Source organism: Kribbella polygonati (genome assembly GCF_050320105.1).
Classification (GTDB): domain Bacteria; phylum Actinomycetota; class Actinomycetes; order Propionibacteriales; family Kribbellaceae; genus Kribbella.
In genome coordinates this window covers 1,640,330-1,666,544 of the sequence record NZ_CP190129.1, presented here as the reverse complement: position 1 = coordinate 1,666,544, position 26,215 = coordinate 1,640,330, and the positions used below count along the sequence as shown (strand labels likewise).

Genomic DNA, 26,215 nt, shown 5'->3' with positions numbered 1-26,215 from the left:
CCCGGCCGTCAGACCTGGGTCTAGAGGGTGTGCTTGAGGACGATCGTCACCCGGGAGGTGCCTCGCGGGAGCTTGATCGTGCCGGCGGCCTGGTCCACCGTCGAGCTCACTGAGACGTTCGCGATGTTGTTGCGCAGGCCCGGCAACTCGATGCTGGACGCCGGCGCCTTGCCGGTGAACTGGATCGTGACGGTCTTGCCGGCCACCGACAGCTGGTAGCCGAGGCGCCCACCGCTGATCGGGTAGTCCTTCAGCCCGATCTTCTCGCCGTTCCCGCGCAGCCACTCGTCCGGTACGCCGCGGCCGACGATCACCGAGCCGTCCGCCTTCTCCGCGATCAGTGAGTCGAACAGCACCTTGGTCGCCGTCGACTGGCCCCACATGTGCTGGTTCGACCCACCGCCGCCGGCCGCGTGGTCGATGTTCCACGGCGACGTCGCGCTCGGGTAGTCGACGCCCTCCCACCAGCCGAACGGCCCGCTCTGGCTCTTGTCGATCATGAACTGGTACGCCTTGATCCCGAGGTCGCGGTACTGCTCACCGCGCAGCGCGGCACTCCCGTACCCGGCGTTGTACGCGCTCGAGAAGTACCCGTGCGGGTACCCGCCGAAGTTGTAGATCGTGTCCGAGATGTCCTTCCGCCGCTCGAACCCGTGCGTGTACGTGTCGTCGATCTTGGTCAGCATCGTCCCGCTCTGCTCGGCGCCGAACAGGTACCCGTCCCACGCCCACCGGCCGAACAGGAACATCGACGCCCAGTTCGCGTCTCGCGGGTCCTTCCGCGGCCCGGTCTCGTTCGGCTCGACCATCGAGATCGGGAGGTAGTCGAGGCTGTACTGCGTCATCGTCTGGTTGATCCGGTCCGTTGCCACCCGCAACAGGTCGTCGTACTGCGCCTTCGCCCAGGCCGCCTCTCCGGTCTCCCCCAGGGCGGTGGCGAGATAGCGGTACGTCGTGAGTCCGGTCAGCGCGGCCCAGTTGTCGATCGTCCAGTACCCGTGCGAGTCGATCGCGTTGGTGGCCTTGATGATGCCCTTGCCGCCGTCGATCCGGTCGGTCTCGATCGTGTGCGTGTTCTTCTTGATCGTCTCGAACCGTTCGCGGACGAAGTCCTTGTCGCCGGTGCGCTGCAGGTAGAGCGCGTACGGCCAGGAGTACTTCCACTTCGCGTCGTCGTACTGCAGCTGGGCCGGCAGCGAGGTCAGGTAGTCCTTCGCGTAGGTGAAGTCGCCGATCGTCAGCAGCGTCGACACGATGCCGATCGTGTCGTGGTCGAACATCTCGTCGTACCCGTTCTCGCCGACGTGCAGTTCCTTGATGCCGTTGATGTCGTCGCGGATGATCAGCGTGTAGATGTAGCCGGCCTTGTAGGCGTTGATCAGCCGCTTGTCCGGGAGGTTCGTGAGGTTCGCGATCTTGGCCAGCCGGTCGTTCCAGTACTGGCGCATGTGCCGGTAGTGCTGGTCGAACCCGCCGAGCTGGGTCAGCTGGTCCGCGGTCGGCCAGTCGTACGTCGCCCCGAACCGGTCGGCCGCCACCGCGTAGTCCCGGACAACGGTCTGCCCGGCGGCGATCGTCGTACCGGCCACGTTGAGCGGCGTCAGCAGGCTCGACACCCGCGGCAGGCGGGCGTCCGCGGAGCCGGTGTTGGTGACGGTCATCCGCGAGTACGCGATCTCGAACCGGTTGCCGCCGACAACGGCCAGGTCGGCGAAGTTCTCGACCGTGATCCGCAGGCCGTCCTTCGCATACTCGCTGACGAACGCCGGCAGGTAACCCTCGGCGTTCGACCACTTGATCTTGCCGGGGATGTTCGGCACGCCGAACGTGATCATCGCGTCGCCCCGGCTGCGCAGCCGGTAGCTCCCGTCGATGAAGGCGATCGGCGCGTTCAGGTCGCCCTCCCACCCGAACGACGAGGTCAGCCCGGGGTTCGTGACGTAGGTGTACTGCGCGTTCGCCGCCGACGAGAGCGCCTCGTCGTACGCCGCCTTCACCAGCAGGTACGCGAGCCGCAGGTCGTCCCGCGACGCCGAGCCGTTGCCGAGGGTGGCGCGGGCGGCCGCGATCTCGTTGTCCAGTTGGGTTTGCGCCGACTCGCTCGCGGCGTACACGTCGGCCGTCGCGGCCTCGTCCAGCACGTTCTGCGTCAGCTGCCGGTAGCCGGCCGCGGTCGTGCCGGCCAGTGCCACGCCGGCGAGCGTCACGTTGCCGGAGGCATTCGTCTTGCGGGTCAGCTGGGCGCTGATCCGGGCCGAGTCACCGGCCGCGAGGTTCAGCTCGAACGACTTGGTCACCGACGGATCCGAACTCACCAGGTCCGTGTTCACCGAGACCGGATCCGCCGCACCGTTCAGGTACACCGAGATCTTCGCCGCGGCCCGCCACACGCCGGACACGAACCGCAGCGTCCGCGGCTCCGCGGCCGCCGGCACGGTGAGGTCGTACCCGTACGGATCGGTCAGGTCGGTGCCGGTGCCCGCGCCGTCGGCGAAGAAGATCCCGCCGTGGTGTGTGCCCGACTGGGACGCGGTCGGCGTGCCGTTCGTCCACGAGTAGCTGACCGCATTGTCGTTCTGGGCACCGATCGTGCCGCCCGTCTGCCGGTTCGTGACGGCGAGCTGGGAGTCACCGGCACGCCGGTTGATCGTCGCGCCGTCGAGGTGCAGCCAGTCCGACGTACCGTCCGCGGTCAGGTTCATCGAGACCGGCGCGGCCGTCGCTGCGAAGGTGGAGATTGCCGACAGTCCTACGGCCGACAGCGACAGGTTCCCGGCGGCCTGCAGCTTGCTCGCGTACCGGCCCGTGACGACGACGCTCTGCCCCGGCCGGATCGTCACGGTGTACCGCTTCACGGCTGCCGTACCGCCCGCGTTGACCGGCGTCACGTAGCTGCCGTTGCTCGAGGCAACCGTCACGGAGCCGGTGGCCTGCCAGATCCCACCCACGAACACCAGGCGTCGTGGCGAGTCGGCGGCCGGCACGGTGATCCGGTACCCGGCGTCGTGCGCGGTCGCGTCGCCGACGGTCGTGGTGTCGTAGTTGAACACCCCGCCCGTCGTCACCCCGCTCGCCCCGGGCCAGCCGAACGCCACCGGGCTGTCGCCCAGCGTCGTACGACCACCGGCCGGATTGAGATCGTCGACGGCCAGCGTCGGTACGCCGGGCTTCCGGTCGATCGACGTACCGGTCACGTGCACCCAGTCGAGGTCGCCGTACGACGGGAGGTCCATCGCGCCGGCCACACCCTTGCCGCTGGGGAGGTTCTCGACGTTGACGACGAACGGGTCGGCCGGCGCGGCGGCCGCTGGTGCGGATGGTGTGTTGATCAGTGCGGTCACCACGAGAGCTCCGGCGGTCAACGCCGCGAGCAGTCTGGTTCGGTGCCTCATCTTGTGTCCCTTCGGCCTGGCAGGCTGGAGTCGCGGACGATCAGTTCGGGTTCGAGCAGTACGTGTTGCGGCGTCCGGGGGTCGCCGGCCATCAGGTTGTCGACGGCGTGGATCAGCTGCCGGCCGACCTCGTCGATCGGCTGCCGGAGCGTGGTCAGCCCCGGGCTCACCAGGGCGGCGGTCGGCGAGTCGTCGTACCCGGTGATCGCGACGTCGACGCCGGGGCGCAGGCCGCGTTCGTGCAGGGCACGCATGACGCCGAGCGCGAGGGTGTCCGACGCACAGACGAGGGCGGTGGCGGGACGGGCCGCGTCGAGCATCCGGTGCGCGGCCTGGCGGCCGTTCTCGAGCGAGTCGACGACGCTGGCCTGCAGGTCGGTGTCCAGGTTGCGTTCGCGGCAGGCGTCCAGCCAGCCGGCGCGGCGGTCCTCGCCGAGCTCGGACTCGGTCGGCCAGCCGATGTGCCCGATCCGGGTGTGCCCCTGGGCCGCGACGTGCGCGGTCGCGGCGCGGGTGCCGGCGCGGCCGTCGACGTCGACCCAGGCCATCTCCTCGTCGCCGTCCCAGGACCGGCCGAACGCGGCGAACGGCACACCCCACGAGCGCAGCGCCGCGACCCGGTCGTCGTTGCGGTGCGTCTCGGCGAGGATGAACGCGTCGATCGAGGTCTTCTTGAGCAGGTCGCGGTACGCCTTGATCTCACCGGCCTGGCCGCCCTCGGCGTGACACAGGATCAGGTGGTACCCGGCGTCCACGGCGGACGCGTTCAGGACGTACAGGAAGTCGTCCATCAGCATCGACGCCTTGTCCGGGCGGGCCGGGCGCATCTTGAACGCGATCAGCGACGAGCTCCGGTTGCGGAGCGCGCGGGCGGACAGGTTCGGCTCGTACCCGAGCTCCTCGACCGCGGCCAGGATCCGCTTCCGGGTCTCCGGCGCGACCCGGTCCGGGTTGTTCAGCGCGTTCGACACCGACTGCGCCGACACCCCCGCACGCTGCGCCACCTGGACGAGCGTGACGTGCCCGTGCGGGGCCGGCCCACGGCTGGTTGGCTGCATCGGCGTACTCCAGGATATTAACGTTAAAAGAAGTGCCTGCAAGCTACTGAGTCAGAACCTGCGGCGTCAAGAGGTCAGCCGGCCCTTGGAGTTTTAACGCTAACGTCGCTCGTCGCAGAAGGCGGCGATCGCGGTGACCATCTGGTCCAGGCCGGGCTGCTCGAGCGGGCAATGGCCCGCGTTGGTGAGCAGAACGGTGTTCACCGGCACCAGCCCGCGCGCCTACCGGGCCAGCTTCCTGACCAGGTAGCGGCCGCCACGGATGCTGGCCAGCAGCAGCACGCACCAGCCGATCCAGATCACCACGGTCAACGGCACGGCCGAGTTAGACGACGGGATGACCGCGCCGCCGGTCCGCGGGAACACGACGTCGATGTAGTCGCCCTCCGACGGGTACGGCTGACGCATACCCTCGGTGCCGCTGACCTTGAGCTCCGAACCGGTCGGCCCGAGGACCAGGATCACCGGCGGCTTGCCGGCGGACGGTTGCATGCTGACAACCTGCGCCCTCGACACCGGCCGGCTCGTCCGGTCGTGCACCGCCCACGCCTGAGCGGTCCCACTCACCGCAACCGTCGTCACGAGCACCACAAACACCGCCAACAGACCGACGATGATCCGCTCGAGCGCCTTCATGCCTCCCAGTATGAAGCGCCCCACCGACACTTTCCGCCTTGCGCAGCAGGGAATTCCTGCGCCCTCCGCAGTCGTCCGAGTGCCGATAGTTATGGTCTGGACCAATTCGATTTTGTTCCCTAACCTGCCGCCAGGGGGAATCTGTCATCCGCTCTTTCCTGGGGGGAAACGAATGATCCGCAAGCTGCTCGTGGCAGCGCTTGCCCTGGTCGTCGGCGCTGTCGCGTTCGTGTTCGTCGACCGCGCCGCCGACGCGGCCGCGGCCGGTGTCTCGATCACCGCGACACAGGCCACGAACGGGACAACCACGCTCACGTACCGCGCGACCGTGCTGAAGGCCGGCACGATCCGCGAGATCACGATGGCGATCCCGGCCGGCACCGCCGGCCGGGTCACGTCGGTCAACGGCACCGTCCGCTCGGTGACCCGGACCGTCCTGCGCTGGACCCCGGCCCGGGTCACCAAGGTCGCCGTCGGCGCCCGCCTGGCGATCCCGCTGTACGGGCTCAAGTTGCCGGCCGGTGGCCCGTGGACCCTCGGTTTCAAGTCGATGGGTACGGCGAACCAGGTGATCACGTCAGGTGCCGGCGTACTGCAACCGCTCCGCACCTACACGCCGCAGGTCGCGGTCGTCGTGTCCAACCCGATCCCGGCGCAGACGACGAACATCGTGTACCAGGCGACGATTACCCGCGCGGGTGCGCTGGCCGCGGTCCGCATGCAGCTGCCGACCGACGCGACCGGTCCGTACACGACGATCAACGGCACGCTCAGCATCAGCGGCGGGTACGCGACCTGGAAACCGAAGGCGCCGATCAACGTCTCGCCCGGAGCCAGACTCGGGATCCCGGTCAACGGCGTGAAGCTGTCGCGCTTCGGCGGGACGATGACGTTCAACGTCTCCGCGACCACGTCGACCGGCACGGTACTCACGTCCGGCTCGACCACGCGGACGTTCATCGCGCCACCGGCCGAGATGCCCGCGGTCGCGGCGGATGCCTTCGCCGGCATCCCGGCCGGGTGCCCGCGAACCTGGCCGACGACCACGGCCGAGAACGCCAGGACCGGCACCGGCGACTGGGTCGTCCCTGCCACCATGAACGGGACGATGGCCGCCTACCTGACGCAGGTTTCGGCCACCTGCGGCGACACCGTCGACCTGAAGGTCACCTCCGGCAACAACGTCAGCGTGGTCGCCTACCGGATGGGGTACTACGACGGCCTCGGCGCGCGCGAAGTCTGGCGGCAGGACGACGTACGGACGGTGAAGCAACCCGATCCGACCATCGGCGGTACGACGGCCACCGGGCAACCGCTCAACATGGTGTCCGCGGCGAGCTGGACCAAGACCCTCAGCATTCCGATCGACAAGGACTGGGTGCCCGGCACGTATCTGATCAAGGTCAGCGACGGCGTCGAGGCGACGTACGCACCGCTGACTGTCCGGGACGACACCGGCACCAAGCACGATCTGCTGATCCAGCAGGCGACTGCTACCTGGCAGGCCTACAACGCCTATGGCGGCAGGAGCTTCTACACCAGCCTTGCGTCCGGGTCCGGACGGCTCACGTTCGACCGGCCGTACAACGAGGGGCAGGGCTCCGGGCAGTACCTCTCGCTCGAGCAGGGGCTGGTGTTCTGGGCCGAGTCGAAGGGTCTCGACGTCACGTACTGGACCGACAACGACCTCGACCAGTACGGCGGTCAGCTGAAGGACCGCGCCGGTACGTTGTTCCTGCCCGGGCACGACGAGTACTACTCGCTGCGGATGCGAGCTGCGATCAGCCAGGCCATCAAGCAGGGCGTGAACGTGGCCAACCTCGGAGCGAACGCGGCGTACCGCTACATCAAGTTCACCGACGAGAGCCGGCGGTCGTGGGACATCGATCGGTACACCGACGGCTACAACTCGACGACCTGGCGGTATCAGGGCGATGCCTACGCGTCGCAGCCGCTGCTCGGCGCGGACTACGTGTGTGCGGTGACGGCCGGCACGCTCACCACGTCGAGCAACTGGATGTTCAAGGGCGTGCCGGTCGGTACCAAGCTGCCCGGGTTCATTGCCGGTGAGGTCGACTACGTCTGGCCAGGGCTCTACAAGCAGCCCGGACAGACCACGATCGTGAGCGGCACCGCGACCTGCCACACGAACGGCCGCGTCGCTCCGATGGACACGACCGTCTACACCGCCCCGTCCGGCGCCCGCGTCCTCAACGCGTCGACCTTCGCGTTCGGCTGCTTCCTGGTACGCCGCTGCCCGTCGAACTGGGCCGTCCCGGAGCCGGACGCCGCATCCCAGCAGGCCGTCGCAACGATGATCGCCAACGTCACCACGTGGGTGTCCAACGGCGCCATCACCGTCCCGAACCAGACCGCCGCTGCGAAGGTCCGGGTAGCGGTCCCCAAGTCCAAACTCGCGACCTCGACGGAGGGCTAACCTCGACAGCATGACCGAACTCGTGGTGGATGCGCCGATAGTCGCCGTGACTGTTTATCCGGATCGGGCTCGGGTGACGCGGCGCGGGGTGATTTCCGTGCCGGGTGGGGATCGGACCGTGTACGTCGAGCCGCTGCCGTTGTCGTTGGAGAGTGACAGTGTGCGGGTGTCCGGGCGCGGGCCCGCGACCGTGCTCGGGGTGGATCTGGTGAAGCGGCATCATCCACAGGCGCCGGACGAGACGGTCGCGGAGGTCGAGCGGTCGTGGTACGAGGCGCAGGAGGCTGTTGCCGCGCTCGTGGATGCGGACGACGTCCAGGCGCAGCTGGACGGGTTTCTCGGGCAGTTGGCGAAGCGGGCGGGTGGCAGCTTCGCCAGGGCGTTGGCTTCCGGTGAGTCCGACGGGGAGCTGGGCGGGTTCACGGAGTCGCTGGCCGGGCGGTTGGCCGCCGTACGGGCGAAGCGCCGGGAGTTGGCCGCCCAACGCCGCGAGGCCGAGCAGCGGTTCGGGGCGGTCGACCGTCGGCTCACGGCCCTGCGCGAGCAGGTGATGCCGGACCGTCAGGCGGCCGCGGTCGGGCTGGAGCTGGCGGCCGAGGCGGACGTCGAGATCGAGGTGTCGTACGTCGTTCCGATGGCCGGGTGGAGCAGCACGTACGACGTGCGGTTGCAGGGTGATCGGTTGACGTTGAGCTGGTACGGGCTGATCACGCAGTACACCGGCGAGGACTGGCCGGAGTGCGACTTGACGCTGTCGACGGCGCGGCCGACGGTGACCGCGAAGGTGCCGGAGCTGGACCCGTGGTTCCTCGACCGCTTCCGCCCGCCGGTGCCGGTATCGGCGGCGCCGCGCGCCCCGGGTGCTGTTGCGAGCTTCGCGATGCAGGCCGATCGACGCGAGCGAGCAGCCTTCGATGCGGACGAGTTCTCGGGGACGGTGCACGAGCAGTCGGCGCTCACGGACCTCACCGCAGCGGTCGAGCAGGGGGTGACCGCGGCGACGTACACTCCGCCGCGGCCCGTCGCCGTGCCCGCCGACCGCGCGTCGCACCGGGCGACTATTGCCGTGCTCGATCTCGACGCTCAGCTGGACTACGTCGCCGCACCCGCCCGCTCCACCGACGTCCACCTGCGCGCGACCGTGGTCAACTCCTCCGACCACACCTTCCCGGCCGGCAAGGCGTCCGTGTTCCACGAGGCTGACTTCGTCGGCTCGGCGGCCCTTCCGCTGTGGGCACCGGGCGAGGACGTCGAGCTGGCACTCGGCCTCGACGACCGCATCCGTGTGGAGCGCAAGCTCGTACGCCGCGAAGCGTCCAAGGCGACGCTCGGCTCCACGCGCCGCCGGCAGGTCGAGTACGAGACCCGGATCGAGAACCACACGCCCCGCCAGGCCAAGATCACCGTCCTCGACCAGCTCCCGGTCGCCCGCGACCACGAGATCACGGTCAAGCCGATCACCGCCGACCCGCAGCCGGCCGAGACCACCGACCTCGGCGTCCTCACCTGGAAACTCGACCTCGCCGCCGGCGCCGAGTCCGTGATCAAACTCGGCTTCCGCGTCGACACCGCCAAGGCCCTCGACCTGACCGGCTGGCGCGAGTAGTCAGACGACCTCCAGGTTCGCCATCATGCCCATGTCCTCGTGTTCGGCGTTGTGGCAGTGGAACAAGTACCGGCCGCGGTAGCCGTCGAAGCGGGTGATCAGTTCGGCGGACTCCCCCGGCCGGAGCGACACGGTGTCCTTCAGGCCGGCGTCGTGTGGCAGCGGATCGCCGCCGCCGCGCGACAGGATCCGGAACCCGGCCAGATGCAGGTGGACGGGATGGTGGACGTCAGCCACCAGCCTCCAGATCTCCACATCACCGAGCCGGGTGGTGACATCCGTACGGTCCGGCGCGAACGGCTGCCCGCCGATCAGCCACCCGTGCCCGTCCCCCATCCGCCCGGCCCGGAACGAGAAGTCCCGCACCCGGACGGCGTCCTCCCGCTTCCACTCCGGTAGATCGTCCGACAGCACGTCCGGGATCCGGCTCGGGTCGACAGCCTTCCGTACGACGTGGAACGCGAGTACGTCGCGCGTCCGCCCGGAGCCCAGCCGGTTCACGATCCGTACTCGTGCGCCGACCGGGATCCGGCCGAAGTCGAGGATCACGTCGTACCGCTCGGCGGGCGCGATCGGCAGGTTCCGGTGCGTGACGGGTGCGCGCAGCAGCCCTTGGTCGGCGCCGATCTGGACCAGGTCGAGGCGGCGCCCGTCGTCGAGAACCGCCTCAAGGTCGTAGTGCCGTGCGTTCGAGGCGTTCAGGATCCGCAGCCGGTACCGGACCGCGTCGACCTCGTGCACCGGCCAGGGCGCGCCGTTGACCAGCACCACGTCACCGAGAACCCCCGCGACATAAGTCTCTTCGACTCCCGGCCGCATCATCAGCGAGGGATCGATCGATGGGTAGTCCAACGATCCGTCCGCAGCGAACGCCCGGTCCGCGATCAGCAGCGGCAGCTCGTGTACGCCGGCCGGCAGGCCGAGCGCGTCCTCGGCGTCGTCGCGGACGATGTGCATCCCGGCCAGCCCGCGCCAGACGGCCGGCGCGGTGAAGTCCATCCGGTGGTCGTGGTACCAGAGCATCGCCGGCCGCTGGTCGAGTGGATACGTATACACCCGCGTGACCTCGCTCGGCACCGCTCGCGGGTCGTGCATCCCGTGCCCCATGTCGTTCCATCCGGCCGGGAGCACGAGATCGGTCGGATAGCCGTCGGACGCGGCCGGCGTCCGGCCGCCGTGCAGGTGCACCACCGACGGCACCGGCAACTCGTTGCGGTGGGCAACCGTGATCGGCCGCCCTCGCCGCGTCTCGAACGTCGGCCCCGGGAACGTCCCGCCGTACGTCCACAACCGGGTCCGCACGCCGGGCAGGATCTCCTGGTCCACCACCCGCTGTACGACGTCGTACCGATCGGCCCCGGACAGGACCGGCGGCACGGGCAGCGGCACCTGGTACGCCGGCGGCAGCGGTACGGCGCTCCGCAGTACGGCACCCGTCATCGCCGGACGCCGCGACAGCGCGGCCGCCGTCGACAACCCACCCGCCGCGACCACCCCGAGCGCGCCGCTGATCCCCAGCAGCCGTCGACGGCTCATCCGCTCAGGCATGCTCGACCTCCGGCCGCCGCCACACCGCGACGAACATCATCGCCACCGCCGCGACCGTCACCACTCCGAGCGGCAGGTGCAACCACAACGCCCCGTCCTGCCCCGCGAAGTACTGCACCGTCTCGGCGGCCACCACCCCCAGCGACGCCAGGAACGGCCACACCTGCCGCCGCCGGATCCACAGCACGACAGCAACGATCAGCTGCAGGTACCCGATCGACGTGACGACGTCCGCGCCGAGCGCGTGCAGGCGGAGCCCGTCGAAGTCCCCGCTCAGATAAACGCCCGCGAACACCGGTTGCCCGAAGACCACCACCAGATGCGCTGTGACCATCCCGCGCAACACCTTGATCATGGCGCTGACACTATGATTCAGCCGTTATGAGAGTCCAAGACCAATATCGCTATCCCGTTATGACCGGAGACGCATGATGGACCTCACCACGCTCCGCCAGTTCGTCGTGGTCGCCCGCCTCGAACACCTCAGCCGCGCCGCCGACGAACTGCACGTCGCGCAGCCGTCCCTCAGCCGGACGATCGCCCGCCTGGAGAGCGAACTCGGTACGCCGCTGTTCGACCGCACGAACCGCCTCCGGCTGAACCCGGCCGGTGCCCTCTTCCGGGGGTACGTCGAACGCGCACTCGGCGAGCTCGACGCCGGGCAGCGCGCCGTCGCCGAAGCGACCGAACAAGGAGCGGGCAGCGTCCGGCTCGCGGCCGAGACGTTCCTCGCGCTGACCGAGCCGATCGCGGCCTTCAAACGCGCGCACCCGACGATCGAGATCGAGCTGCTGCAGCTCCCGGCCGAGGACATGCCACGCCGGCTCCGCGCGCAGGACGTCGACCTCTGCGTCGCGTCCCAGCCGATCCCGTCCGCCGGGCTCCGGTCCGCCGTACTGCTCGACGAACCGGTGCTGGTGGTGACGCACCTCGACCACCCGTTCGCGCAACGGCAGTCCCTGCAGGTCGAGGACCTCGCCGACGAGCCGTTCGTGATCGCGCGCAAGGGCCAATGGCAACGCTGGCTGCTCGACCGGCTGTTCGCGGAGACCGGTCTGACACCGCGGATCGTCTGCGAGAGCGACGAGGCTGCCGCGATCCAGGAGCTGATCCGCTCCGGCCTCGGCATCGGCTTCAACCCGGACTTCGCCCGCCGGACGATGCCCGACTACCCGGTCGCCGCGACCCCCGTCGACCACCCGGAGTGCCGCCGTACCCTGTCGTTGCTCTGGAGCGCAGACGCCACCCTGTCGACAGCCGCCCAGCTGATGCGGACCGCGATCACGACTTGGCCCTGGACGCCTCCAGAGCCAGCAGGAGTTCGGCTACCGCGCGTGGGTCGGTGAGGGATCGGCCGGTGCGTTCCTCGATCCGGTGGAGGCGGTGCCGGACGGTGTTCGGATGGCAGTACAGGTGTTCGCCGGTCTCGGTCGCGGAGCCGTTGTGGGTGGACCAGGCGGACAGCGTGTCGAGCAGTACTTCGCGGTCGTCGGGCGCGAGGTCGTCGAGGCCGCCGAGCACCTTGTGGACGAAGTACTGCATCACGTCCGGTGCCGCCGCGGCCACCATCGTCAGCGGCGACTCGTCGAACAACGTGACCGTGCTCGGCCCGGCCAGCGCCACGCGGGCGAACCGGACGGCCTGGCCGGTCCCGTCGAGCTCGTCGTACGGCGGGCTGATGCCCACCTTGCCAGTAGCAGACTTGCCGAGCAGGTCGACGAGTACGCCGAGCCGCCCGGACGGCACCGCGACGACGCCGATCTGCAGCTCCGGCAGCAGCCGCCACGCCGACGCGAGCCCGACCGCGCGGAGCCGCTCCTCGGCGGCGGGGAGCGCTTGCCGCCCGACCTCGGGTACGGCGGCGGCCACCACGACGAACGGGCCTTTGTAGGGGAGCCGCAGCAGCTCGGCCGCTTCCCAGACCGTGCCGCCGCCCGGCATCCGTCCTTCGAGGAGTGCCTCGACGAGCGCGGACCGCTCCTGATCCTGGGCGAGCAGGCGCCGGGACTGTACGTCGCGGTACGCGTCCGTCATCGCGTCGGTGTACGTCGACTGCACCTGCCACAGCCGGCTCGACGCCTCCACGACGACCTGGTCCGTCAGCCCCGCCGACGCCGCCTCGGCGAGCACCGCGTCCCACAGGTACCGCGTGCCGACCCGGTACGCCGCCATCACGTCCGCGAGCGGAGCCCCCTGCTCGGCACGCAACCGCCCCGTCTCGCGCGCCGACACCGGATCGGAACTGGTACCGCCCAGCGACTCCAGCATGTACCGGAAGTTCGCCGCGCACGACGCCCGCAACGCCTCGTGCGGCACCAGCCCGCCGTCACGGTAGAACTCGATCTCAGCCTCGATCCGCGAGGCCATCGCCTCACTCAACTCGTCCGCCCGCGCAGTCATCCGGCCCACCAGCCCGTCGAGTGCACTCATCCTCGGAGCATATGAGCCCCGTTGTTCGTGCGCACACCCGCAGCGCCGTGACGTTGGTCGCCGCCCCATCGCCTTCAGGAAGCAGGCGCCCGATCTTGGAGGTACAGCAAAGCCGACCACCCCGGAGTCCGCGATGACCAACCTCAGCCTGAACCTGTCCGAGTCCGCCGCCATGTACCCGGACCACGCCGCAATCCGCCTGGACGACGACGTCCTGAGCTACACCGCCCTCGACGACGCGGCCTCCCGCGTGGCCACGCTCCTGCAGGAGTACGGCGTCCGGCCCGGCGACCGGGTCGGGCTGATGCTGCCGAACGTCCCGGAGTTCGCGATGATCTTCTACGGGATCCTCCGGGCCGGCGCGGTCGCCGTACCGATGAATCCGCTGCTGAAGCGGCGCGAGGTCGAGTACTACCTCGGCGACTCCGGCGCGAAGGTGCTGTTCGCCTGGCACGAGGTGACAGCGGAGGCGACGGAGGCCGGCGCCCAGCTCGTCCCGGTCGTGCCGGGCGAGTTCCGGGAGCAGGTCGCCGTACGCCGCCCGCTCGCGAACCCGGCCAGCCGCGACGGCGACGACACCGCGGTCATCCTCTACACCTCCGGCACCACCGGCCGCCCGAAAGGCGCCGAACTGACCCACGCCGGCCTGAACACGAACCAGGCCGTCACCGCTCGCACGCTGATCCTGATCGGCCCGGACGACGTGGTGATGGGCTGCCTGCCGCTGTTCCACGTCTTCGGCCTGACCTGCGGCCTGAACGCCGCGATCGCGAACGGCGCCACGCTGACGCTGATCCCGCGCTTCTCCCCCGCCAAGGCCCTGGAGGTGATCCAGCGCGACAAGGTGACGATCTTCGAGGGCGTCCCCACCATGTACGCCGCGATGCTCGGCGTCCCGGACCGCACGCAGTACGACGTGGGCACCCTGCGCACCTGCGTCTCCGGCGGCGCGGCGCTCCCGGTCGAGGTGCTGCGCGGGTTCGAGGAGGCGTTCGGCTGCATCATCCTGGAGGGCTACGGGCTGTCCGAGACCTCGCCGGTGGCGTCGTTCAACCACCCGAACGCGGTCCGCAAACCCGGTTCGATCGGTACGCCGATCGAGGGCGTCCGGATGCGGGTCGTCGACGAGGAGCGCAAGCCGGTGCAGCCTGGTGACATCGGCGAGATCCAGATCGGCGGCCACAACGTGATGAAGTCCTACTGGAACAAGCCCGCGGAGACCGCGGCCACGATCGACGCGGACGGCTGGCTGAGCACCGGCGACATGGCCCGCCAGGACGAGGACGGCTACTTCTACATCGTCGACCGCAAGAAGGACCTGCTCATCCGCGGCGGCTACAACGTGTACCCGCGCGAGGTCGAGGAGGTCCTGTACGAACACCCGGCCGTCGCCGAGGCGGCCGTGGTCGGCATCCCGCACCCGTCCCTCGGCGAGGAGATCGGCGCCGCGGTCGCCCTGAAGGACGGTACGACGGCGACCCCCGAGGAACTGCGCGACTTCGTGAAGGGCCGGATCGCGGCGTACAAGTACCCGCGCGCCGTCTGGATCGTCGACGGCCTCCCGAAGGGCCCGACCGGCAAGATCCAGCGCCGCGACGTGGTCGTCCCGGAAGGAGCCCTCCAGTGAGCGGGGTGACGACGCGATCCGCCCGGTCGGCGGGGGCGGCGCCGGGGACGGCCGACGACCTGGCTGCGCCCCTCGACCTGCTGCTCACCAGCGCGGCGGTCGGGCCCTTGCGGCGGTTCGCGCCGAACGCGGCGTGGGCACGGATGGCGAGTGGGCTCGCCGCCCGGCCGCGGACGCTCGGGCACCGGGCGACGCAGCTGGCCGGGGAGCTCGGGCAGATCGCGATCGGGCACTCCGAGCGCGCCCCGTCCCGCCGCGACCGCCGGTTCGCCGACCCGGCCTGGACGCAGAACCCGGTTCTCCGCCGCATCGTCCAGGCCTACCTGGCCGCCGCCGAGACCGCCGAGGCCCTCCCGTCCGACGCCGAGCTGAACTGGCGGGACAAGCAACGGATGACCTTCGTCGTCGACAACCTCGTCGAAGCCCTTGCCCCGAGCAACAACCCGGTGATCAACCCGTCCACCTGGAAGGCGCTGATCGACACCGCCGGCCTGAGCACGGTGGCCGGCGCCCGCAACCTGATCCGCGACCTCTCCACCGCCCCACGCGTCCCGAGCATGGTCGACGCCACGGCGTTCGAGGTCGGCAAGACCCTCGCCGTCACCCCCGGCGCGGTCGTCTTCCGCAACGAGGTCCTGGAGCTGATCCAGTACACCCCGCAAACCGGCAAGGTCCGCACCACCCCCTTGCTGATCGTCCCGCCGGTCATCAACAAGTACTACGTCGTCGACCTCGCCCCCGGCCGCAGCATGGTCGAGTACTTCGTCCAGCAGGGCCAGCAGGTCTTCACGATCTCCTGGCGCAACCCCGACGCCCGCCACCGCGACTGGGACTTCGACACGTACGGCGCCGCGATCCTCGACGCGATGGACGCCGTACGCCGCATCACCCGCACCCACTCCACCCACCTGTTCGCGACCTGCTCAGGCGGGATCCTCGCCTCGATGCTCCTCGGCCACCTCGCCGACCGCGGTGAACTGGACCGGGTCGCGACGTTCACGCTCGCGGTCTCCGTCCTGGACCAGAGCCGCGCGGGCCTCGCCTCGGCGGCCCTCGACGAACGCATGGCCGCCGCCGCCATCGCCTCGTCGGCCTCCAAGGGCTTCCTGGACGGCCGCGCGCTGGCCGAGGTCTTCGCCTGGCTGCGCCCGACCGACCTGATCTGGAACTACTGGGTCAACAACTACCTCCAAGGACGCACTCCGGCAGCCTTCGACGTACTGTTCTGGAACGCCGACACCACCCGGATGACGGCCGCCCTGCACCGCGGCTTCGTCGAGCAAGCAATGTCGAACGCGCTCACCGAACCAGGCGCCGCGACGATGCTCGGCTCCCCCGTCGACCTCTCGAAAGTCACCACACCGTCCTACGTCGTCGCGGGCATCACCGACCACATCTGCCCCTGGCAGTCCTGCTACCGCAGCACCCAGCTGCTCGGCAGCGACAGCCGCTTCGTGCTCTCCACGGCGGGGCACATCGCCTCCATGGTCAACCCTCCGGGGAATCCGAAGGCTACGTATCAGGTAAATGATTCGAACCCCCAGAACTCCGACGATTGGTTGCGTACGGCCACTACCGAGCAGGGGTCGTGGTGGGTGGACTACGTGGGGTGGCTCGGGGCGCGGAGCGGGCGGATGAAGGCGGCGCCGGAAACGCTGGGTGGGGCCGGGTTGGAGCCGCTCGAGGACGCGCCGGGTAGTTACGTGCGGGAGTCGTGACGTGGAGCTGATGACCGTCGCGGGACGGCAGATCCGGTACGACGTGCGGCCCGGGGACCCACGTCGTACGCCCCTCGTCCTGTGTTGTGGGATCGGGGCGGGACTTGAGGTATTGCAGCCGGTCGTGGACGAGCTCGACCGCATCGTGATCCGCTTCGACGTACCAGGCGTGGGCGGTTCGCCGGCCGGGCTCCTCCCGGACGGGATCCCTCGGCTGGCGGGGATCGTCGAGCGGCTGCTGGCGGAGCTCGGCTACCGCGAGGTCGACGTACTCGGCCTGTCCTGGGGCGGGGCGCTCGCGCAGCAGCTGGCGTTCCAGTACCGGCGGCTGGTACGGCGGCTCGTGCTCGTCAGCACCGGGACCGGCGTACTGATGGTGCCCGGACGCCCGAGCACGCTGGTCAAGATGGTGACGCCGCGACGCTTCGGCGATCCGTCGTACGCGGCCGGGATGGCGGGCTACCTGTACGGCGGCAGCGCCCGCAAGCACTCGGACGCGATCCGGACCGTCTTCGGGCGGCAGGTCCGCGCGGGCTCGCGGCGCGGGTACCTCTACCAGCTGGCCGCGGGGGCGTGCTGGACGAGCCTGCCGTTCCTGCCGCTGATCCGGCAGCCGACGCTCGTCCTGACCGGCGACGACGACCCGATCGTGCCGGTCGTCAACGGCCGCGTCCTGGCCGGCCTGATCCCGAACGCCGAACTGCACATCTACCGCGGCGGGCACGTCGAGCTCGTCACCGAGGCACCCGCCCTGGTGCCGATCATCACCGACTTCCTGGACCGATAGGAACGCTCATGACCACCGACCCGATCGACTTCTACGGCCTCGAACTGCTGCTCGACCAGCACGACCGCGAGCGGCTGCACGCGGTCCGCGAGTTCGGCGACAAGCAGGTGGCGCCGATCATCAACGACTACTGGACCCAGGCCGCGTTCCCGTTCGAGCTGCTCCCGGCGCTCCGCGACCTGCGCATCGTCGGCACACCGTACGAGGGGTACGGCTGCCCCGGCCGGAGCTTCCTGCTCGACGGGCTGATCGCGATGGAGCTCAGTACGGCGGACCCGTCGATCGCGACGTTCTTCGGCGTCCACAGCGGGCTGTCGATGGGGTCGATCTACCTGTGCGGCTCGGAGGAGCAGAAACAGCGGTGGCTGCCGGCGATGGCGCGGCTGGAGCTGATCGGCGCGTTCGGGCTCACCGAGCCCGACGTCGGGTCCGGAGCATCCCGCGGGCTGCAGACGACGGCCCGGCGCGACGGCGACACCTGGGTGCTGAACGGGCAGAAGAAGTGGATCGGGAACGCGACGTTCGCGGACCTGACGGTGATCTGGGCGCGGGACGTCGAGGACGGTCAGGTGAAGGGGTTCGTGGTCGAGAAGGACACGCCCGGCTTCAGTACGTCGAAGCTCGAGGACAAGATGGCGCTGCGCGTCGTACAGAACGCGCTGATCACGCTGGACGACGTCCGCGTGCCGGAGGCGAACCGGCTGACGCGGGCGAACTCGTTCCGCGACACCGCGAAGGTCCTGCTGATGACGCGGGCCGGGGTCGCGTGGATGTCGGTCGGGTGTGCGCGCGGCGCGTATCGGAACGCGCTCGCGTACGCGCGGGACCGGGAGCAGTTCGGGCGGCCGATCGCCGGCTTCCAGCTCGTCCAGGACCTGCTCGTGAAGATGCTCGCGAACACGACCGCTTCCGCGACGCTGTGCGCCCGGTTGTCGCAGCTGCAGGACGGCGGCGTCGCGTACGACGAGCACGCGTCCCTCGCGAAGGCCTTCTGCACCACCCGGATGCGCGAGACCGTCGGCTTCGCCCGCGAACTCCTCGGCGGCAACGGCATCCTGCTCGAACACAACGTCGGCCGGTACGTCGCCGACGCCGAGGCCATCTACTCCTACGAAGGCACCCGCGAGATGAACACGCTGATCGTCGGCCGCTCCATCACCGGACTGTCGGCGTTCGCCTGAACCTCAGAACATCCAGAAGCCGGTGACCACGGTCGGGAGGATGCCGAACAGCAGCCACAGCGACAGCGGGTTGCGGCGGTGGATGAGCCGCATGCCGGCGACCGTGGCCAGACCGATCACGCCGGACATCAGCCACAGGCCGATCCCCCGGCCGCGGTCGTGGTCGGCGAAGCCGATGCTGTACACGGCCAGCGACACCGCCGGGACACTGCCGACGTGGAACAGGATCACCGACGCGACCCACTTCTGGACGGTCTCGATCTTCATCGGTTTGGGCTGACGGCGTTTCACAGGTCGTTCCCAGCGTAGGAGAGGTTGAAGCTCTTGTTGGTCAGGGGGAAGTCCGGCACGATCGTGTCCGCGAGGGCGACCGGGAGCGCCGGCCAGTTGAAGAACGACGGGTCGACGATCTTCAGCCGGGACACGGTGCCGTCCGGGCCGAACTCGATCCGGTGCGCGATCGTACCTCGCCAGCCCTCGACCAGTCCGGCACCGGACGAGCGGCCGGCCGCGAGCCAGCTCGGCTTGGCGGTCTCGGCGCTCAGCGGCGGGCGGGTGGCGAGCAGTTCGCCGATCAGGGCGACCGAGGCGTGGATCTCGTCCAGACGGGTGAGGAGCCGGGCGAGTACGTCGCCGCCGGTGTGGGCGGCCGGTCGTACACCGGCAGTCAGTGGGGTGAACGGGTGATCGCGGCGCGCGTCCCGGTCCAGCTCGCTGGCGCGGGCGACGTACCCGAGGGTGCCGATGTCGCGGGCCTGGTCCGGCGTCAGGATCGCGGTGCCGGTCATCCGGTCGCGGACGACGCTGTTCGCGAGCGCGATGTCGACGACCTCCTGGATGTCGGCGGCGATCGCCGTCAGGGCTTCGATCGTCGGGAGGCTCTGGACGCGGACGCCGCCGGGGGCGACCGCCCCGCGGAGCAGGCGGTGGCCGGTGGTTGCCTTGTTCAGGCGGAGGAGCTGTTCGCGGATGCGCTGGGCGTGGGCGTTCGCGATGCCGTAGCCGACGTCGTTGCACAGGGCACCGATGTCGGTGACGTGGTTGTAGAGGCGTTCGAGTTCGAGCAGTACGGCGCGGACGGTCTGGGCCTCTGGTGGTACGACCCAGTCGCGGGCCTCCTCGACGGCGAGGCAGAACGCCAGCGCGTGGCCGACGGTGGTGTCGCCGGAAACGCGTTCGGCGAGCGGGAGGACATCGGCCAGGAGTTTGCCCTCGGCAAGTTTCTCGATGCCTTTGTGCACGAACCAGAGGCGGGCCTTGAGCTTCAGGATGGTCTCGCCGACGACGGAGAACCGGAAGTGCCCGGGCTCGATCAGGCCGGCGTGGATCGGGCCGACCGGGATCTCGTACACGCCGGTGCCGTCGACGGTCAGGAACGGGTACGGCTCGTCGATGTCGCCGAACGCGGGCGGGTCCCCGGCGTCGCGGCGGAGCGGGTACCAGTTCTCGGGCCAGTGCTGATGCAGGACGAGACGCCGCGGCAGCGGGTGGTCGATCGCCTCGATGCCGAACAGGTCGTGCAGCTCCCGCTCGAACCGCCCCGCCGGGAACGACAACCCCGCCAGACTCGGGATCCGCGGCGCGTCCCGCGGCACCGTCACCACCAACTCGACCCGCCGATCGGGCCGCCCCGCCACGAACAGGTAAACAACCCGGAACACGTCCCCGTCGTCCTGCCCCGACACCAACGCCAACCGGTACCCGTCCCCCAGCAACCCCGCGGCCCGCTCCCCCAGCCCCACCGCACTCACACCCACCTGCCGCCGATTCCGGTAGGTCCGCACATCCACACTCATCGAACCCCCACAATCGCCCCAGCCACACCCAGCAACCGCCCCAACGGCCACCCCACAACCCCCAAAACCCCCACCAAAACCAACCCCACCACCAAAGGAACAAGCACAACCCACCGCAAACCCTCCGCCCCGGCGGCGGCCGAGCCGGAAACGCCCCGCGCTGCGGGGACTCCTCCGCCAGGGGCGCTCGAAGGCGCCGGCACGATGGAACCGACCGAAGCCGCAGGAACGGCGCCCGCGGGCGTCACGTGCGCATCCGACGTAGCACCTACGGCGGACGCAGCGGAAACGCCCCGCGCTGCGGGGACTCCTCCGCCAGGGGCGCTCGAAGGCGCCGGCACGATGGAACCGACCGAAGCCGCAGGAACGGCGGCCGCAGGAGAGGCGGGCGCCTGCTCGTGCGCGTCCGGCGTAGCACCTACGGCGGACGCAGCGGTAACGCCCCGCACCGCAGGAGCTTCTCCGCTGGGGGGCGCCGCCGGCGCGAGCGCGGTCGCGCCTGGCGCGGTCGGCGTACTGCTGTCGGGCGGCGTGCTAGCCGCTGCACCGGCCGCGGGTGTGGCAGCACCTGTCAGCTTTCCACCGAGGAGGAGGGTTGTGGATTTGGTGGTTATGGCGGTGAAGGCGACCAGGAGGAGTAGGAGGACTGCGGCCATGGGCCAGAGGAGGTGGGCGTTGAGGCCGGCTCGGAGGAGGGAGAGTTCGCTGGCGAAGAGGCTGAAGGGTGGGAGGCCGAGGAGGGCTATCAGGCCGGTGGTGAAGAGGCCTGCCAGGAGTGGGGCGCGGGTGAAGAGGGCTTGGACGGAGGCGATTCGGGTGGTGTGTTCACGGTTGAGGATCTCGCCGGCTGTGCAGAACAGGACGGACTTGGTGAGACCGTGGCCGATGATGTGGAGGAGCGTGGCGGCGACCGCCAGCGGCGTACCGATTGCCAAGCCGATGGCAGCCAGCGACATGTGTTCGATGCTGGAGTAGGCAAGCAGGCGTTTGTAGTCGCGTTGGGCGAGGAGGAGCCCAGCGGCCAACAGCAGGGAAGCGATCGCGACAGTCAGCAGCAGCGCCCGCACGAAGCCAGGCCCCGCCGAGCCGACCGCGATCACGCGGTAGCGAGCCAGCGCGTAGATCGCCACCGGCAGCAGCACCCCGGACATCAACGCAGACACCGGCGCCGGCGCCTGGCTGTGCGCGTCAGGCAACCAGCTGTGCATCGGGATCAACCCGGCCTTCGTCCCGAACCCGAGCACCAGCAACCCGAACGCCAGCCGCATCACCCCCTGGTCCAGCTCCCCCGCGTGCGCCGCCAGCACCGTCCAGTCGAGCGTCCCGTGCGCCGCGACCCCGGCCTGCTTCGCCGCGTAGTTGACCAGCACCGTCCCGAGATACGCCAGCGCGATCCCCACCGAGCAGATCACCACGTACTTCCAGGTCGCCTCCAACGACCGCCGCGACCCCCGATGTCCGACCAGGAACGCGGTCACAATCGTCGTCGCCTCGATCGCGGCCCACAACAACCCGAGGTTGTTCGCCACCACGGCCAGCACCATCGCCGCGAGGAACAACGGCACGAGTACGCCGTACCTCCGCGCCCCGGCCGCGTCCGTATGCCCCGCCGCCAACTCGTCCTCGACGTACCCGAACCCGCAACACGTGGCGATCACCCCGACCGCCCCGATCACGATCAGCAGCACCGCCGACAGCGCGTCGATCCGCAGCCAGCTCCCGGCCTCGACCGCACCACCGTCCGCCGTCGACACCGCCGTACCGACGCCGACCGCCAGCACCACGGCCGCCGCGACGACCGCCCCGACCGCGACCGAACGCCGCCAGCCCATCGCCAGCGCCGCGCCCGCGGCGACCACCGGCGCGACGATCGGCAACGCCACCAACAGAACGTCCATCAGTCGTGCAACTCCTGCAGCTCGTCGATGTCCGTCCCGCCGAACGCGGCCCGCAGCCGCGCGGTCAGTACCTGCAGCACCAGCACCACCAGCAGTACGTCGAGCGAAACGGCCAGCTCGACCACCCCAGGCACCCCGCCGGTGATCAGGAACGCGGTGGTCGCGATCCCGTTGTCCAGCAGCAGGAACCCGACGATCTGCGACAGCGCCCGCCGCCGCGTGACCAGCACGAAGAACCCGATCAGCACCATCGCCAGCCCGACCGGCACCGCGTGCGTCTCGGCGGTCGGCGACAACCGTACGATCGGCCGGCTCGCGGCGTACGCGAGCAACGTCAGGAGCGCCGCGGCAACGATCGACGCCGTCACGTTCACGAGCGGCTCGGTCTCCCGCGCCTCACCGCTGTCCCGCAGCACGCGTCGCAGAATCCCCGGCACCACCACAGCCTTCAGCACGAGTACGCCGACCGCGACCACGCCGAGCTCGACGCTGTCCAGCCGTACGGCGAGTGTCCCGGCCAGCGCGCCGAGCAGCACGCCCTGGACGACGAGCAGCCGAACGATCGCGGCGAACTCCCGCCGCCACAGCACGAGCACCGTCGACAGCAACAGGCCGCCGCAGATCAGGTAGAGCCATTGGGTCATCACGATCACGCCAGGAAGAAGGAGGACGACACGGCCAGGACACCGAACAGGAACGACCCCGCGAGCAGCTCCGGCACCCGGAACAGCCGCAGCTTCGCCATGAACACCTCACCCGCGGCGAGCACCGCGCCCACCACCGCGACCTTCACGACGAACACGGCCGTGCCGCCGAGCAACGCCAACGGCGACTCGGACGTCGCGATCCCCCAGGGCGCGAACAGGTTGACCCACAACCCGAGCAGTACGGTGAGCCGCAGCGCCGACGCGAACTCGACCAGCGCGAGGTCGCGCCCGGAGTACTCGAGCACCATCGCCTCGTGGATCATCGTCAGCTCGAGGTGCGTCGACGGGTTGTCGACCGGCAGCCGGCCGGCCTCCGCGATCACCACGACCGCGAGCGCGACCGCCGCGAGCAACGTCGCGGGCGACAGCAGGTCCCCCGGCGAATGGTTGCCCCGCTCAACGATCGCGGCGAGGTTCGTCGACCCGACCCGGGCCGACAACGCGAACCCGGCCAGCAGGATCGTGGGCTCGGCCAACGCCGCAACGGTGATCTCGCGGCTCGCACCCATCCCGCCGAACGCCGTACCGGTGTCCAACCCGGCCAGCGCCAGCGCGACCGTCCCGAGCAGCAGCAACGCGACGATCGCGAACAGGTCCGCGACCCCGTCCAACGGCGACACGGTGGCCACGAACGGCGCGACCGCCGCGATCACCAACGTGGTCGCGGCCAGTACGGCGGGCGCCGCGACGAACACCCAGCTGGAGCCCTCCGGCGAGATCGGCTCCTTCCGGAACAGCTTCCGCAGGTCCCGCCACGGCTGCCCGATCCCGGCGCCGGCCCGCCCCTCCAGCGCGGCCCGCACCTGCCGCATCAGCCCCACGACGTACGGCGCCAGCACGACCAGCACGACCAACTGCAGCACCGCGCTCATGTCACCAGCCCCACGACGACGAGTACGACGATCAGCCCGAGCAGGCCGAGCGCGAGGTACCGGTGGACACTGCCGTTCTGCAGCCGGCTGATCAGCCGCCCGGCACGTAGCCCGCCCGCGAGCACCGGCGGGTACAGCAGGTTCTCGAGCCGGTCGTCGACCCGCTGCCGGTACTGCACGCTCTGGATCAGGTACTCCGACTCCGCGTGATGCGTGACGTCGACGTCCGACTCCGGCCGCAGTACGTCGTCGAAGACCCGCGTCAACGGCTCCGCGAACGACGTTGCCGTGTACTCCATCCGCGGATCGAGCCGGGTCCCGCCACAACCCCAGACGAGCGACCGCCGACGCGGCAGCCCGCGCCGGATCACCACGACCACCAGCAACGCCGCGACGAGCAACCCGGCCAGGATCAGCAGTGGCGACATCCGCCCCGCGATCCCGGCCAGCCGCAGCGTCACGCCGCCACGCAAGGGGTCCTGATCGCGGACCGTGGGCATCGTGCCGAGTACGGCGGTCAACGCCGGCCCGAGCGCTGCCGGCACGATCGCCAGGGCGGCGCATGCGGCGGCGATCAGGACCATCGCCCCCTTCATGGTCGCCGGCGCCTCGGTGGCGTCGGCCGCGCGCGTCGTCCGCGGACGGGCGAGGAACCCGACCCCGAACGCCTTCACGAAGGTCGCCACGCCGAGCCCCGCGGTCAGCGCCACCACCCCGACGGCAAGCGGCATCGCGACCGCGACCACCGTGTCGGCGCCGGGCAGTCCGTGGATCAAACCCTGGACGACCAGCCACTCGGACACGAACCCGTTCCCGGGCGGCAGCGCGGCCGCGGCCAGTGCGCCGACGCCGAACAACGCGGTCGTCACGGGCATCCGCGACACCAGCCCGCCGAGCGCGTCGAGGTCACGCGTGCCGGTGGACCGCAGTACCGAACCGGCGCCGAAGAACAGCAAGGTCTTGAAGCCGGCGTGGTTCACCGCGTGCAGCACACCGGCGGCCAGCAGCAGGCTCGCGAGCGTCCGGTTGCCGTCGGCCGCGAACATGCCGCCGGCGCCGACCGCGAGCATGATGAGCCCGAGGTTCTCGGTGGTCGAGTACCCGAGCAGGCGCTTCAGATCCGTGGCGACGCTGGCCTGGAGTACGCCGTACACGGCCGAGAGCGCGCCGACCGTCAGGACGAGCAGCCACCACCAGCGCGGGCCGCCGCCGAGCAGGTCGAACCCGACCCGGAGTACGCCGTACAGCCCGAGCTTCACCATCGCCGCCGACATCAGCGCGGACACGTGGCTCGGCGCCTCGGGATGTGCGCGCGGCAACCACACGTGCAGCGGCACCAGACCGGCCTTGGACCCGAAACCGGCGAACACCAGCACGAACACGAGCGACTTCGTGGCCGGCGAGAGCTGCGCGGCCCGGAGAGCGTCGAACGACTCGCCGCCCGCCTTCGCCGCGAACAGGACGAGGCCGAGCAGGATCAGCACGAGCCCGGCGTGGGTCATCGCGCCGTACCAGACACCTGCCTCGCGCACTTCGGGACGCAGGCGATGCTCGGCGAGGACGAGCGCGAGTGACGTGAGCGCCATCAGCTCCCACAGCACCAGGAACGTCGTCACATTCGCGGCCGTCGGCACCAGGATCATCGTGGCGACGAACACCGGCAGCAGCGCCTGCGCGGTCCGCGAACCCGCACCGTGCGCGCCCGCGTGGTCCGTGTAGCCGATGCTGTACAGCCCCGCGACGGCCGCGACGCCGCCGACCAACGCGCAGAACACCCCCGACAGCGCGTCCACCCGGATCGATGCCTCGCTCAACGGCAACAGGTCCGGGACTCGGACGCCGTACGTCGCTCCGCTGAGTGCGGCCGCGCCGGTGACCACGCCGAGCGCACCGACGACCGTCGTGGACACGCCCGCGACGACGGCGCGCGGACGCGGACCGAGCAGAGCAGCTCCGAGCGCCCCGAGCCCGGCGACGATCAGGACGCCGAGCAGCGCGAAACCGATGGTCATCGCCCGGTCAGGTCCCGCAGCGCCGCGATGATCTGCGGCGGCTCCGGCGGACAGCCGCGGACGACGACGTCCACCGGGATGACGTCGCCGACGGCACCCTCGACGCCGTACCCGCCCTTGAACACGCCGCAGTCGTGCGCGCAGTCGCCGACCGCGACCACCCGCTTCGGCGCCGGCGTCGCGTCGTACGCCTTCCGCAGCGGCTCGGCCATGTTCCGCGTCACCGGACCGGTCACCAGCAGGACGTCGGCGTGCCGGGGCGAGGCGACCAGGCGGGCGCCGTACCGCTCCCCGTCGTACACCGGGCCGAACGCGGACCCGATCTCGATCTCGCAGCCGTTGCAGGACCCCGCGTCCACGTGCCGGACCTGCACGGAGCCGCGGAACGCGGTGTCCGGAGCCGGCTCCCGCTCCGGGGCAGACTCCGCGACCCGGCCGGTCGACCGGATCTTGCGTGACAGGCCTCTCAACGAACCGCCCTCCACGTGATGCGCAATGCATGCGATCATG

General features: G+C 70.2%; 20 protein-coding genes. 7 read left to right on the top strand and 13 right to left on the bottom strand.

Going from position 1 to position 26,215, the window contains the following annotated elements; all coding sequences use genetic code 11:
* Positions 1 to 20 precede the first annotated feature (20 nt).
* The 3 genes from ACQHIV_RS07810 to ACQHIV_RS07800 form a co-directional block, all read right to left on the bottom strand.
* Positions 21 to 3,392, bottom strand: a complete 3,372-nt coding sequence (locus ACQHIV_RS07810) for a sugar-binding protein (RefSeq protein ID WP_427892795.1) — start codon at positions 3,390 to 3,392, stop codon at positions 21 to 23.
* Entirely contained in the window at positions 3,389 to 4,450 is a 1,062-nt protein-coding gene (locus ACQHIV_RS07805) for a LacI family DNA-binding transcriptional regulator (RefSeq protein WP_427892794.1), read from the bottom strand. The genes ACQHIV_RS07810 and ACQHIV_RS07805 overlap by 4 nt, the downstream gene beginning before the upstream one ends.
* A 222-nt stretch (positions 4,451 to 4,672) precedes the next feature.
* Positions 4,673 to 5,086: a hypothetical protein gene (locus ACQHIV_RS07800; protein WP_427892793.1), complete on the bottom strand. Its 414-nt coding sequence runs from the start codon at positions 5,084 to 5,086 to the stop codon at positions 4,673 to 4,675.
* Between the two features lie 172 nt (positions 5,087 to 5,258).
* Between ACQHIV_RS07800 and ACQHIV_RS07795 the strand changes: the two genes are divergently transcribed.
* Together ACQHIV_RS07795 and ACQHIV_RS07790 are read left to right on the top strand one after the other, a co-directional pair.
* Positions 5,259 to 7,523 (top strand): N,N-dimethylformamidase beta subunit family domain-containing protein, encoded by a 2,265-nt coding sequence (locus ACQHIV_RS07795; protein ID WP_427892792.1) that lies wholly within the window; start codon positions 5,259 to 5,261, stop codon positions 7,521 to 7,523.
* Between the two features lie 10 nt (positions 7,524 to 7,533).
* Positions 7,534 to 9,129: a DUF4139 domain-containing protein gene (locus ACQHIV_RS07790; RefSeq protein WP_427892791.1), complete on the top strand. Its 1,596-nt coding sequence runs from the start codon at positions 7,534 to 7,536 to the stop codon at positions 9,127 to 9,129.
* Here ACQHIV_RS07790 and ACQHIV_RS07785 read toward each other — a convergent pair whose 3' ends face one another.
* Both ACQHIV_RS07785 and ACQHIV_RS07780 read right to left on the bottom strand, forming a co-directional pair.
* Positions 9,130 to 10,665, bottom strand: a complete 1,536-nt coding sequence (locus ACQHIV_RS07785; RefSeq protein ID WP_427892790.1) for a multicopper oxidase family protein — start codon at positions 10,663 to 10,665, stop codon at positions 9,130 to 9,132. It lies immediately after the preceding gene.
* 4 nt (positions 10,666 to 10,669) lie between these two features.
* Entirely contained in the window at positions 10,670 to 11,032 is a 363-nt protein-coding gene (locus tag ACQHIV_RS07780) for a hypothetical protein (RefSeq protein WP_427892789.1), read from the bottom strand.
* 73 nt (positions 11,033 to 11,105) lie between these two features.
* Here ACQHIV_RS07780 and ACQHIV_RS07775 point away from each other — a divergent pair, with 73 nt between their 5' ends.
* Entirely contained in the window at positions 11,106 to 12,023 is a 918-nt protein-coding gene (locus ACQHIV_RS07775) for a LysR family transcriptional regulator (RefSeq protein ID WP_427892788.1), read from the top strand.
* Here the strand turns inward: ACQHIV_RS07775 and ACQHIV_RS07770 are convergent.
* The gene (locus tag ACQHIV_RS07770; protein ID WP_427892787.1) at positions 11,959 to 13,107 is read right to left on the bottom strand and encodes a PucR family transcriptional regulator; all 1,149 of its coding nucleotides are present in this window, start codon (positions 13,105 to 13,107) and stop codon (positions 11,959 to 11,961) included. The two genes, ACQHIV_RS07775 and ACQHIV_RS07770, sit on opposite strands and share 65 nt — an antisense overlap.
* Positions 13,108 to 13,240: 133 nt before the next feature.
* Here ACQHIV_RS07770 and ACQHIV_RS07765 point away from each other — a divergent pair, with 133 nt between their 5' ends.
* The 4 genes from ACQHIV_RS07765 to ACQHIV_RS07750 are packed head-to-tail and all read left to right on the top strand — an operon-like array spanning position 13,241 to position 18,420.
* Positions 13,241 to 14,734, top strand: coding sequence for a long-chain-fatty-acid--CoA ligase (locus tag ACQHIV_RS07765; protein ID WP_427892786.1), 1,494 nt, complete (start codon positions 13,241 to 13,243; stop codon positions 14,732 to 14,734).
* A gap of 5 nt (positions 14,735 to 14,739) precedes the next feature.
* On the top strand, positions 14,740 to 16,452 hold the full coding sequence (locus ACQHIV_RS07760; protein ID WP_427892785.1) for a PHA/PHB synthase family protein: 1,713 nt from the start codon (positions 14,740 to 14,742) through the stop codon (positions 16,450 to 16,452).
* 10 nt (positions 16,453 to 16,462) lie between these two features.
* Positions 16,463 to 17,239: a poly(3-hydroxyalkanoate) depolymerase gene (phaZ, locus tag ACQHIV_RS07755; protein ID WP_427896422.1), complete on the top strand. Its 777-nt coding sequence runs from the start codon at positions 16,463 to 16,465 to the stop codon at positions 17,237 to 17,239.
* Between the two features lie 8 nt (positions 17,240 to 17,247).
* Complete coding sequence (locus tag ACQHIV_RS07750; RefSeq protein ID WP_427892784.1) at positions 17,248 to 18,420, top strand: acyl-CoA dehydrogenase family protein; 1,173 nt, start codon at positions 17,248 to 17,250, stop codon at positions 18,418 to 18,420.
* Between the two features lie 3 nt (positions 18,421 to 18,423).
* On the opposite strand, the gene ACQHIV_RS07745 is transcribed toward ACQHIV_RS07750, so the two are convergent.
* The 7 genes from ACQHIV_RS07745 to ACQHIV_RS07715 are packed head-to-tail and all read right to left on the bottom strand — an operon-like array spanning position 18,424 to position 26,214.
* A complete protein-coding gene (locus ACQHIV_RS07745; protein WP_427892783.1) occupies positions 18,424 to 18,687 on the bottom strand; it encodes a hypothetical protein in 264 nt (87 codons plus the stop codon).
* Between the two features lie 20 nt (positions 18,688 to 18,707).
* On the bottom strand, positions 18,708 to 20,216 hold the full coding sequence (locus tag ACQHIV_RS07740) for an NADH-quinone oxidoreductase subunit C (protein ID WP_427892782.1): 1,509 nt from the start codon (positions 20,214 to 20,216) through the stop codon (positions 18,708 to 18,710).
* Complete coding sequence (locus tag ACQHIV_RS07735; RefSeq protein WP_427892781.1) at positions 20,213 to 22,114, bottom strand: proton-conducting transporter membrane subunit; 1,902 nt, start codon at positions 22,112 to 22,114, stop codon at positions 20,213 to 20,215. The genes ACQHIV_RS07740 and ACQHIV_RS07735 overlap by 4 nt, the downstream gene beginning before the upstream one ends.
* Positions 22,114 to 22,758: a hypothetical protein gene (locus ACQHIV_RS07730; protein WP_427892780.1), complete on the bottom strand. Its 645-nt coding sequence runs from the start codon at positions 22,756 to 22,758 to the stop codon at positions 22,114 to 22,116. The genes ACQHIV_RS07735 and ACQHIV_RS07730 overlap by 1 nt, the downstream gene beginning before the upstream one ends.
* Before the next feature lie 5 nt (positions 22,759 to 22,763).
* On the bottom strand, positions 22,764 to 23,693 hold the full coding sequence (locus tag ACQHIV_RS07725) for a respiratory chain complex I subunit 1 family protein (RefSeq protein WP_427892779.1): 930 nt from the start codon (positions 23,691 to 23,693) through the stop codon (positions 22,764 to 22,766).
* Positions 23,690 to 25,705, bottom strand: a complete 2,016-nt coding sequence (locus ACQHIV_RS07720) for a proton-conducting transporter membrane subunit (protein ID WP_427892778.1) — start codon at positions 25,703 to 25,705, stop codon at positions 23,690 to 23,692. The genes ACQHIV_RS07725 and ACQHIV_RS07720 overlap by 4 nt, the downstream gene beginning before the upstream one ends.
* Positions 25,702 to 26,214, bottom strand: a complete 513-nt coding sequence (locus ACQHIV_RS07715; protein ID WP_427892777.1) for an NADH-quinone oxidoreductase subunit B family protein — start codon at positions 26,212 to 26,214, stop codon at positions 25,702 to 25,704. The genes ACQHIV_RS07720 and ACQHIV_RS07715 overlap by 4 nt, the downstream gene beginning before the upstream one ends.
* Position 26,215 lies beyond the last annotated feature (1 nt).

What these genes read in the sequence shown, in the direction of transcription:
- ACQHIV_RS07785 (WP_427892790.1), bottom strand. Translation starts at nt 10,665, where the DNA reads ATGAGCCGTCGACGGCTGCTGGGGATCAGCGGCGCGCTCGGGGTGGTC.
- ACQHIV_RS07735 (WP_427892781.1), bottom strand. Translation starts at nt 22,114, where the DNA reads ATGGACGTTCTGTTGGTGGCGTTGCCGATCGTCGCGCCGGTGGTCGCC.
- ACQHIV_RS07790 (WP_427892791.1), top strand. Translation starts at nt 7,534, where the DNA reads ATGACCGAACTCGTGGTGGATGCGCCGATAGTCGCCGTGACTGTTTAT.
- ACQHIV_RS07725 (WP_427892779.1), bottom strand. Translation starts at nt 23,693, where the DNA reads ATGAGCGCGGTGCTGCAGTTGGTCGTGCTGGTCGTGCTGGCGCCGTAC.
- ACQHIV_RS07810 (WP_427892795.1), bottom strand. Translation starts at nt 3,392, where the DNA reads ATGAGGCACCGAACCAGACTGCTCGCGGCGTTGACCGCCGGAGCTCTC.
- ACQHIV_RS07715 (WP_427892777.1), bottom strand. Translation starts at nt 26,214, where the DNA reads ATGATCGCATGCATTGCGCATCACGTGGAGGGCGGTTCGTTGAGAGGC.
- ACQHIV_RS07750 (WP_427892784.1), top strand. Translation starts at nt 17,248, where the DNA reads ATGACCACCGACCCGATCGACTTCTACGGCCTCGAACTGCTGCTCGAC.
- ACQHIV_RS07720 (WP_427892778.1), bottom strand. Translation starts at nt 25,705, where the DNA reads ATGACCATCGGTTTCGCGCTGCTCGGCGTCCTGATCGTCGCCGGGCTC.
- ACQHIV_RS07765 (WP_427892786.1), top strand. Translation starts at nt 13,241, where the DNA reads ATGACCAACCTCAGCCTGAACCTGTCCGAGTCCGCCGCCATGTACCCG.
- phaZ (WP_427896422.1), top strand. Translation starts at nt 16,463, where the DNA reads ATGACCGTCGCGGGACGGCAGATCCGGTACGACGTGCGGCCCGGGGAC.
- ACQHIV_RS07780 (WP_427892789.1), bottom strand. Translation starts at nt 11,032, where the DNA reads ATGATCAAGGTGTTGCGCGGGATGGTCACAGCGCATCTGGTGGTGGTC.
- ACQHIV_RS07745 (WP_427892783.1), bottom strand. Translation starts at nt 18,687, where the DNA reads ATGAAGATCGAGACCGTCCAGAAGTGGGTCGCGTCGGTGATCCTGTTC.
- ACQHIV_RS07805 (WP_427892794.1), bottom strand. Translation starts at nt 4,450, where the DNA reads ATGCAGCCAACCAGCCGTGGGCCGGCCCCGCACGGGCACGTCACGCTC.
- ACQHIV_RS07730 (WP_427892780.1), bottom strand. Translation starts at nt 22,758, where the DNA reads ATGACCCAATGGCTCTACCTGATCTGCGGCGGCCTGTTGCTGTCGACG.
- ACQHIV_RS07740 (WP_427892782.1), bottom strand. Translation starts at nt 20,216, where the DNA reads ATGAGTGTGGATGTGCGGACCTACCGGAATCGGCGGCAGGTGGGTGTG.
- ACQHIV_RS07775 (WP_427892788.1), top strand. Translation starts at nt 11,106, where the DNA reads ATGATGGACCTCACCACGCTCCGCCAGTTCGTCGTGGTCGCCCGCCTC.
- ACQHIV_RS07800 (WP_427892793.1), bottom strand. Translation starts at nt 5,086, where the DNA reads ATGAAGGCGCTCGAGCGGATCATCGTCGGTCTGTTGGCGGTGTTTGTG.
- ACQHIV_RS07770 (WP_427892787.1), bottom strand. Translation starts at nt 13,107, where the DNA reads ATGAGTGCACTCGACGGGCTGGTGGGCCGGATGACTGCGCGGGCGGAC.
- ACQHIV_RS07795 (WP_427892792.1), top strand. Translation starts at nt 5,259, where the DNA reads ATGATCCGCAAGCTGCTCGTGGCAGCGCTTGCCCTGGTCGTCGGCGCT.